Origin of the sequence: Streptomyces sp. KLMMK (genome assembly GCF_036961605.1) — a bacterium.
Classification (GTDB): Bacteria; Actinomycetota; Actinomycetes; order Streptomycetales; family Streptomycetaceae; genus Streptomyces; species Streptomyces telluris.
Window position 1 is genome coordinate 1 of record NZ_JBAMDC010000287.1, and the last position, 8473, is coordinate 8473.

An 8473-nucleotide genomic window follows, 5' to 3' on the forward strand; every position below is an offset into this window, starting at 1 on the left:
GGACCATGAACGAGCGGCTCTACAACCAGGTGTGGGGCATGTTCGAGGACTTGGCGCGCTCGGCCGCCGCCTACCGCAGCGCCGTCGACTTCGCGGAGTCGCGCCTGGAGCAGGAGCTGGACAAGGTCCTCTCCGACCCGGCCACCCGCGTGGGCCCCGCGGCCGACGCGGCCCGGGCCGCGGCCCGGGCCCGGCAGGCGAGCCTGGTGGAGCAGGCCCGGGCGGTCCTCGACCGCGACCTCGCCCAGCTCGCCGCCGAGGCCGAGGTCGTCGAGCACGCGCTGCCGCCGGCCTTCGCCCGCTGGGACAGCCCGGTCTGGCAGGGCTTCCAGGTGCCCCTGGAGACCCCGATGGCGCTGCGCCTGGGCGAGCTGCACCTGCCGGAGCGCACCGACCTGCGGATCCCCATGCTGGTGCGGCTGCCCCTGGAGCGCGGGCTGTGGATCGACAGCGGCCGCACCTCCGGCCTGCAGTCGTCGATCGTGGACTCCTCGGAGCTGCGCCGGCTGGCCATGGAGACGGCGGTCGCCCATGCCGCGCGGCTGCTGGCCGTGCACCCCGTCGGCGACTACACGGTGCACGTGATCGACCCGGCGGGCGCGGCCGGCGGGGCGCTCGCGCCGCTGCTGCAGTCCGGCGCGCTGAAGGAGGCTCCCGCGGCCGGTGCGCAGGGCGTCTCCGCGCTGCTGGAGCGGCTGACGCGCCGCGTCGACCTGGTGCAGATGGCCGCGCGCAGCGGCGCCGCCGACTCCCTCCCGCCGGATGTGGACACCGCGGAGCAGCTGCTGATCGTCAACGACTTCCCGCACGGCTTCGACGACCGCTCGGTCAACCAGCTGCGGTACATCGCGGACGAGGGGCCGTCCGTGGGGGTGCACCTGATGATGGTCGCCGACCGGGAGGACGCCCGGGGGTACGGGCCCGTGCTCGATCCGCTCTGGCGCGCCCTGCTGCGCATCACGCCGGTCCCCGACGACCACCTCGCCGACCCGTGGGTCGGGCACACCTGGACGTACGAACCCTCGCTCGTGCCGGTCGGCAGCGATGTGCTGGGGCAGGTGCTCCGGAGCGTGGGCCAGGCGCGGCAGGCGTATGGCATCTAGCAGGTAAAGGGCTGCTGAGCTGGGGTTTTTGGTCTTTCTTTACTCTTTCATGGGTCTTCCTGTACCGTTCTGGAGACTGCCGTACGCCCGTACGACGTACCGGAGGAACAGTGGACGTCTCCCTGACCCTGTGGGTGCTGACCATTCTCGGTCTGTGCGCCCTCGTCGCCGCCGACTTCTTCATCGGAGGCCGCAAGCCGCACGAGGTCTCCCTGAAGGAAGCCGGGGTGTGGACGGCGGTCTGGGTCGCCCTCGCCGGCCTCTTCGGCCTCGGCCTGCTGCTCTTCGGCGGCGGTCAGCCGGCCGGCGAGTTCTTCGCGGGCTTCATCACCGAGAAGTCGCTCAGCGTCGACAACCTCTTCGTCTTCGTCCTGATCATGGCGAAGTTCGCGGTCCCGCCGATATATCAGCAGCGCGTCCTGATGGTCGGCGTGCTCATCGCCCTGGTCCTGCGGGCCGGGTTCATCGGCGCGGGCGCGGCGATCATCGCCAACTTCTCCTGGGTCTTCTACATCTTCGGCGCCTTCCTCATCTGGACGGCCTGGAAGCTCATCCAGGAGGCGCGCGCCGACGAGGAGGACGAGGAGTTCGAGGAGAATCGTTTCCTCAAGCTGGTGGAGAAGCGCTTCCCCTCCACGGACCGCTACCACGGCACCAAGCTCTTCATCGTGGAGAACGGCAAGCGTCTGATGACGCCGATGCTGATCGTCATGCTGGCGATCGGCACCACCGACGTCCTCTTCGCCCTGGACTCGATCCCCGCGATCTTCGGCCTCACCCAGGACCCGTACATCGTCTTCACGGCCAACGCCTTCGCCCTCATGGGCCTGCGCCAGCTGTACTTCCTGATCGGCGGACTGCTGAAGAAGCTCGTCCACCTCTCGTACGGCCTGTCGGTCATCCTGGGCTTCATCGGCGTCAAGCTTGTCCTGCACGCCCTCCACGAGAACGGCGTGGGCGTCCCCGAGATCAGCATCCCGGTGTCCCTCGGCGTGATCTGTGCGGTGCTGGTCGTCACCACGATCACCAGCCTCCGCGCCTCCCGCAAGCAGGAGCAGGAAGCCGCTGCGGAGGCCGCGGTCGCCGCGGAGACCGAGGGTGCCCTGGAGGGCAAGGACGAGGTCCGCGTCTGACGCAGGCCCCGCCCCTGCCGCCCGCGCTTCACCGGAGGCCGTTCCCGCTCAGGCGGGGGCGGCCTCCGCCGCGGTTCCGGGCGCCGCGGCCGGCCGGGTCTCGGGCAGCAGGGCGAAGCAGCCCAGGCTGACGAGGGCGACGGCCACGAGGTAGCCGGCGACCGCCCAGGGCGGGCCGGAGCCCTGCGCCAGCGCCGTCGCCGCGACCGGGGTGAGCCCGCCGCCCACCACTCCGGCCAGGTTGTAGCCGAACGCTGCCCCCGTGCAGCGCACCCGGGTCTCGAACAGCTCCGGGAGATAGGCGGCCACGACGCCGACCACCGCCGCGAAGGGCACCGCCGCCACCGCGAAGCCCAGCAGCATCCAGGCGGGCCGCCCGGTGTGCAGCAGGCCCATCAGCGGGGTCATCCACAGGCCCAGGCCGGCGCTGCCGGCCAGGCACAGGGAACGCCGCCCGTAGCGGTCGCCCAGCACGGCGAAGAGCGGGATGAGCAGGCTGGAGACGACGACGCCCGCCATGATGCAGCCGAGCATGACCGTGCGGCCGACCTCCAGCTGCTCGGTGCCGTAGGCCAGGGCCCACGTGCTGATCGCGTAGTGGACGGCGTAGACGAGGGAGAGCCCGCCCGCGGTCAGCAGGACCGGCCGCCAGTGGCCGCGCAGGAGCTCGGCGAAGGGCAGGGCGGCCCGGGTGTCCGTGGCCTCCATCGCGCGGAACTGCGGCGTCTCCGGGAGCCGGGAGCGCAGCAGCAGGCCGGCCGCCGCCATGAGGCCCGCGCCCCAGAACGGCACCCGCCAGCCCCAGGCTAGGTAGTCCGCCTCGGAGAGCCCCGCCGACAGCGCCAGGGCGAGGCCGTTGGCCAGCAGGAACCCCACCGGAGCGCCGAGCTGCGGGAAGCTGGTCCACAGGGCGCGCCGGTGCGCCGGGGCGTGCTCCCCGGTCAGCAGCACCGCCCCGCCCCACTCCCCGCCGAGCCCCAGCCCCTGCGCGAACCGCAGGGCGAGCAGGAGCAGCGGTGCGGCGATGCCGATGCTGTCGTAGGTGGGCACGAGCCCCACGGCGACCGTGGCCAGGCCCGTCAGCAGCAGGGAGGCCATGAGGACGGGCCGCCGCCCGTGCCGGTCGCCGATGTGACCGAAGATCACCGCGCCCAGCGGGCGGGCGAGGAAGCCGACCCCGAAGGTGCCGAAGGCGGCGAGGGTGCCGAGCAGCGGGGAGACGGTGGGGAAGTACAGCGGTCCGAGGACGAGGGCCGCTGCGGTGCCGTAGACGTAGAAGTCGTAGAACTCGATGGCGGTGCCGGTCATGGCGGCGAGCGCCAGGCGCGGCATGGACGGCCGGCGAGGGGGCGGGGTGCTGTGCGGTTGCATGTACTGCCCAACAGCCAGTCGGCAGGGAGGCAACGGGCGTGCGGGGGCGCGGCGGGGGGCGCGTGGGACCGGGAAGGCCGCAGAATATTTTTCGTCCGGATTTGCGTAGGTATGGCGATCCGGCTCGGGGAGGAGTACCTTAAGGAATGAGGCCGCCGCATCCGGAGTGATTTGGATGGACGGCCTCACTGCATGCCCGGAGGATTCCGGTGCGGGGGAGTGTCACCAGCCGCGTTCGCGCCATTCGGCGAGGTGGGGGCGCTCGGCGCCCAGCGTGGTATCCGCGCCGTGGCCCGGGTAGACCCACGTCTCGTCCGGGAGCTGCCCGAAGAGCTTCGTCTCCACGTCGTGGAGGAGGCTCGCGAAGGCCTTGGGGTCGTCATGGGTGTTGCCCACGCCGCCCGGGAACAGGCAGTCGCCGGTGAACACATGCGGGTGACCGTGCGGGTCGTCGTAGACCAGCGCGATGCTGCCCGGGGTGTGCCCCACCAGATGCCGTGCGGTCAGCTCCACGCGGCCCACGCGGATGACGTCGCCGTCGGCCACGGGCACGGCGGTCGGCACGGGGATGCCTTCGACATCCTCCCGGCCCGCGTACGTGGTCGCGCCGGTGGCGTCGGCCACCTCCTGCAGGGCTCCCCAGTGGTCGCCGTGCCGGTGTGTGGTGACCACGGAGGCGATGCCGCTGTCCCCGATCAGGGAGAGCAGGGTGTGCGGCTCGGCGGCGGCGTCGATCAGCAACTGCTCGTCCGTCGCGCGGCAGCGCAGCAGATAGGCGTTGTTGTCCATCGGGCCGACCGCGACTTTCGAGATCATCAGGTCGGTCAGCTCGTGCACGTCCGCCGGCCCGCCGACCTTCACCGCTCCGCTGTACGTCATGAACCCAGCTTATTCCTTCGGGCCGTTCACAGCGGGGGGAGGGCGGGGAGCGGGGCGCCCGCGGTGTCGAGCGATGCTCCCTTGTCGCCCCGGCCCGCGAGCCAGCCCAGGAGGTCGGCGGGCCGGCCGCTGACGGTGACCGGGGCGCCCTCGGCGGTGCCGCCCGTGTGCCAGCGCCTGCCGTCGTCGGCGACGACCGTGACGGCGGGGATCCCGGGCCGGGTCGACCAGCGTTCGGCGAGGAACCCGATCTCCCGCCCGGTGAACTCCTCCGGCAGGTCCTGTAGCTCGTAGCCGACGCCCAGGTCGACGAGGTGCAGTTCGAGCTCGATCCAGCGGCGGAAGGGGACGCGGGCGGCCTTGTCGGTCACGCCGTTGCGCATGGTGATCGTGCGGCCCCAGTCGGCGGGGACGGCGGCCTGGGCCCGCAGGCGCTCGGCGCTGTCGCGCAGGTCGGCGAGGTGCTCCGCCGGGGAGCGGCCCGCGCCCTTCTCGATGTCCTCGTCACGGGCCTCGGCGGTCGCGTACATCGGACGGCCGGCCAGGACGTTGACGAGGGCGTCCGCGTTGCGCGCGACGTGCGCCATCACGTGCCCGCGGGTCCAGCCCGGGAGCCGGGACGGGGCGGTCACGGCGGCGGCGTCGAGGGCGCCGGCCGCGCTCAGGAACCGCTCGGTCGCTTCGTGTACAGAGGCCAGGTCGCGCACGTGGTCGATCATGCGGCCGACGATAGCGCCGCCACTCGTCCGGGTGAAGGTGTCCGGCTCCGGCCGTAAATCGAATGTGCGTGCTATAGGCTCGATGAGGCATCGGATCCGACATCCGCGCGGCGACCCCCATACCCTGGGTCGGGGGTGCGCGCCCCATCGCTCCCAAGAACCACTCTCAAGAACCACCCCCTTCTTCGTTCTCAAGAAAGGTGCCGACCGGCGTGGCTGACCGTCTCATCGTCCGTGGCGCTCGCGAGCACAACCTCAAGAACGTCTCGCTCGACCTCCCCCGCGACTCCCTCATCGTCTTCACGGGGCTCTCCGGCTCGGGCAAGTCGTCCCTCGCGTTCGACACGATCTTCGCCGAGGGGCAGCGCCGCTACGTCGAGTCGCTCTCCTCCTACGCCCGGCAGTTCCTCGGGCAGATGGACAAGCCCGATGTGGACTTCATCGAGGGCCTGTCCCCGGCCGTCTCCATCGACCAGAAGTCGACCTCGCGCAACCCGCGCTCGACAGTCGGCACGATCACCGAGGTCTACGACTACCTCCGGCTGCTCTTCGCCCGCATCGGCAAGCCGCACTGCCCCGAGTGCAGCCGCCCCATCACCCGCCAGTCGCCGCAGGCGATCGTGGACAAGGTGCTGGAGCTCCCCGAGGGCAGCCGCTTCCAGGTGCTCTCGCCGCTGGTGCGCGAGCGCAAGGGCGAGTTCGCCGACCTCTTCTCCGACCTGCAGACCAAGGGCTACAGCCGGGCCCGGGTGGACGGCGAGACCATCCAGCTCTCCGACCCGCCCAAGCTCAAGAAGCAGGAGAAGCACACCATCGAGGTGGTCGTCGACCGCCTCACCGTCAAGGACAGCGCCAAGCGCCGGCTGACCGACTCGGTCGAGACCGCCCTGGGCCTTGCCGGCGGCATGGTCATCCTCGACTTCGTCGACCTCCCCGAGGACGACCCCGAGCGCGAGCGGATGTACTCCGAGCACCTCTACTGCCCCTACGACGACCTGTCGTTCGAGGAGCTGGAGCCCCGCTCGTTCTCCTTCAACTCGCCCTTCGGCGCCTGCCCGGAGTGCACCGGCATCGGCACCCGCATGGAGGTCGACCCCGAGCTGATCGTCCCGGACCCGGAGAAGTCCCTGGACGAGGGCGCGATCAGCCCCTGGTCGCACGGCCACACCAAGGACTACTTCAGCCGCTTGGTCGGCGCCCTCGCCGACGCCCTCGGCTTCCGCACGGACATCCCCTGGGCCGGCCTGCCCGCGCGCGCCAAGAAGGCCCTGCTGGGCGGCCACAAGACGCAGATCGAGGTGCGCTACCGCAACCGCTACGGGCGCGAGCGCGCGTACACCACCGCCTTCGAGGGCGCGGTGCCCTTCGTCAAGCGGCGCCACTCCGAGGCCGAGAGCGACGCCAGCCGCGAGCGCTTCGAGGGCTACATGCGCGAGGTGAACTGCCCCACCTGCGAGGGCACGCGCCTGAAGCCGATCGTGCTCGCCGTCACCGTCCAGGGCCGGTCCATCGCGGAGGTCTCCGCGATGTCGATCAGCGAATGCGCCGACTTCCTGCGGGACATGACCCTCACCGGCCGCGAGAAGAAGATCGCCGAGCGGGTCCTCAAGGAGGTCAACGAGCGCCTGAAGTTCCTCGTCGACGTCGGCCTGGACTACCTCTCGCTCAATCGCGCCGCGGGCACCCTCTCCGGCGGCGAGGCCCAGCGGATCCGCCTCGCCACGCAGATCGGCTCCGGCCTCGTCGGCGTGCTCTACGTGCTGGACGAGCCCTCCATCGGCCTCCACCAGCGCGACAACCACCGCCTCATCGAGACCCTCGTCCGCCTGCGCGACATGGGCAACACCCTCATCGTCGTCGAGCACGACGAGGACACCATCAAGGTCGCCGACTGGGTCGTGGACATCGGCCCCGGCGCCGGCGAGCACGGCGGCAAGGTCGTGCACAGCGGGCCCTTGAAGGAGCTCCTGCGCAACAAGGAGTCGATGACCGGGCACTACCTCTCCGGCAAGAAGGCCATCGCCATACCGGACATCCGCCGGCCCGTCGACCCCGAGCGCCGGATCACCGTCCGCGGCGCCCGCGAGAACAACCTGCGGGACATCGACGTCTCCTTCCCGCTCGGCGTGCTCACGGCCGTCACCGGCGTCTCCGGCTCCGGCAAGTCGACCCTGGTCAACGACATCCTGTACACGCACCTCGCCCGCGAGCTCAACGGCGCCCGGGCCGTGCCCGGCCGCCACACGCGCGTCGACGGCGACGACCTGGTCGACAAGGTCGTCCACGTCGACCAGTCGCCCATCGGCCGCACCCCGCGCTCCAACCCGGCCACGTACACCGGCGTCTTCGACCACGTCCGCAAGCTCTTCGCGGAGACGATGGAGGCCAAGGTCCGCGGCTATCTGCCCGGCCGCTTCTCCTTCAACGTCAAGGGCGGCCGCTGCGAGAACTGCTCCGGCGACGGCACCATCAAGATCGAGATGAACTTCCTGCCGGACGTGTACGTGCCGTGCGAGGTCTGCCACGGTGCGCGCTACAACCGGGAGACCCTGGAGGTGCACTACAAGGGCAAGTCCATCGCCGAGGTGCTGGACATGCCCATCGAGGAGGCGCTCTCCTTCTTCGAGGCCGTGCCCACCATCGCCCGCCACCTGCGCACGCTCCACGAGGTCGGCCTCGGCTACGTCCGCCTCGGGCAGTCCGCGCCGACGCTCTCCGGCGGCGAGGCCCAGCGCGTGAAGCTCGCCAGCGAGCTGCAGAAGCGCTCCACGGGCCGCACGGTCTACGTCCTGGACGAGCCCACCACCGGCCTGCACTTCGAGGACATCAACAAGCTCATCTCGGTGCTGGCCGGCCTGGTCGACAAGGGCAACAGCGTCATCGTCATCGAGCACAACCTCGACGTGATCAAGACCGCCGACTGGGTCGTGGACATGGGCCCCGAGGGCGGCAGCGGCGGCGGCCTGGTCATCGCCGAGGGCACGCCCGAGGAGGTCGCGTCCGTGCCGTCCAGCCACACCGGCAAGTTCCTGCGGGAGCTGCTGGGGGACCGGGTGAGCGATGCGCCCGCGGTCCCCGCACCGAAGGCGCGGAAGAAGACCGCCGCCAAGACGGCCGCGGCCAGGACGACCGCCGCCAAGAAGGCGCCGGCCAAGAAGGCCGCCGCCCGGAAGGCGTGACCTCGCCCTCCCGGGCGGAGGTCATGACGACAGCTCGGCGCCGTACGGCGGCTCCGCACCGGCCCTCGTGCAGGTGAGAGCCGCCGCGC

5 protein-coding genes and 1 pseudogene are annotated in these 8473 nt (G+C 71.2%); 3 read left to right on the forward strand and 3 right to left on the reverse strand.

Features of this window, described 5'->3' with window-relative positions; translation table 11 throughout:
- A pseudogene (locus tag V7793_RS28325) lies at positions 1–1103 on the forward strand (TerD family protein); the annotation flags it as partial.
- A 110-nt stretch (positions 1104–1213) separates the two neighbouring features.
- Complete coding sequence (locus tag V7793_RS28330) at positions 1214–2236, forward strand: TerC family protein (protein ID WP_336011530.1); 1023 nt, start codon at positions 1214–1216, stop codon at positions 2234–2236.
- Positions 2237–2284: 48 nt separating this feature from the next.
- Here the strand turns inward: V7793_RS28330 and V7793_RS28335 are convergent, their stop codons facing one another.
- From V7793_RS28335 to V7793_RS28345, 3 genes are all read right to left on the reverse strand, one after another.
- A complete protein-coding gene (locus V7793_RS28335) occupies positions 2285–3568 on the reverse strand; it encodes an MFS transporter (RefSeq protein WP_336011532.1) in 1284 nt (427 codons plus the stop codon).
- 261 nt (positions 3569–3829) lie between these two features.
- Positions 3830–4486, reverse strand: coding sequence for an MBL fold metallo-hydrolase (locus tag V7793_RS28340; protein ID WP_336011534.1), 657 nt, complete (start codon positions 4484–4486; stop codon positions 3830–3832).
- Positions 4487–4512: 26 nt separating this feature from the next.
- Positions 4513–5205 (reverse strand): maleylpyruvate isomerase family mycothiol-dependent enzyme, encoded by a 693-nt coding sequence (locus V7793_RS28345; RefSeq protein WP_336011537.1) that lies wholly within the window; start codon positions 5203–5205, stop codon positions 4513–4515.
- Positions 5206–5417: 212 nt separating this feature from the next.
- Between V7793_RS28345 and uvrA the strand changes: the two genes are divergently transcribed.
- On the forward strand, positions 5418–8384 hold the full coding sequence (gene uvrA / locus V7793_RS28350) for an excinuclease ABC subunit UvrA (RefSeq protein WP_336011540.1): 2967 nt from the start codon (positions 5418–5420) through the stop codon (positions 8382–8384).
- Positions 8385–8473: the final 89 nt, after the last annotated feature.

What these genes read in the sequence shown, in the direction of transcription:
- V7793_RS28335 (WP_336011532.1), bottom strand. Translation starts at nt 3,568, where the DNA reads ATGCCGCGCCTGGCGCTCGCCGCCATGACCGGCACCGCCATCGAGTTC.
- V7793_RS28340 (WP_336011534.1), bottom strand. Translation starts at nt 4,486, where the DNA reads ATGACGTACAGCGGAGCGGTGAAGGTCGGCGGGCCGGCGGACGTGCAC.
- V7793_RS28345 (WP_336011537.1), bottom strand. Translation starts at nt 5,205, where the DNA reads ATGATCGACCACGTGCGCGACCTGGCCTCTGTACACGAAGCGACCGAG.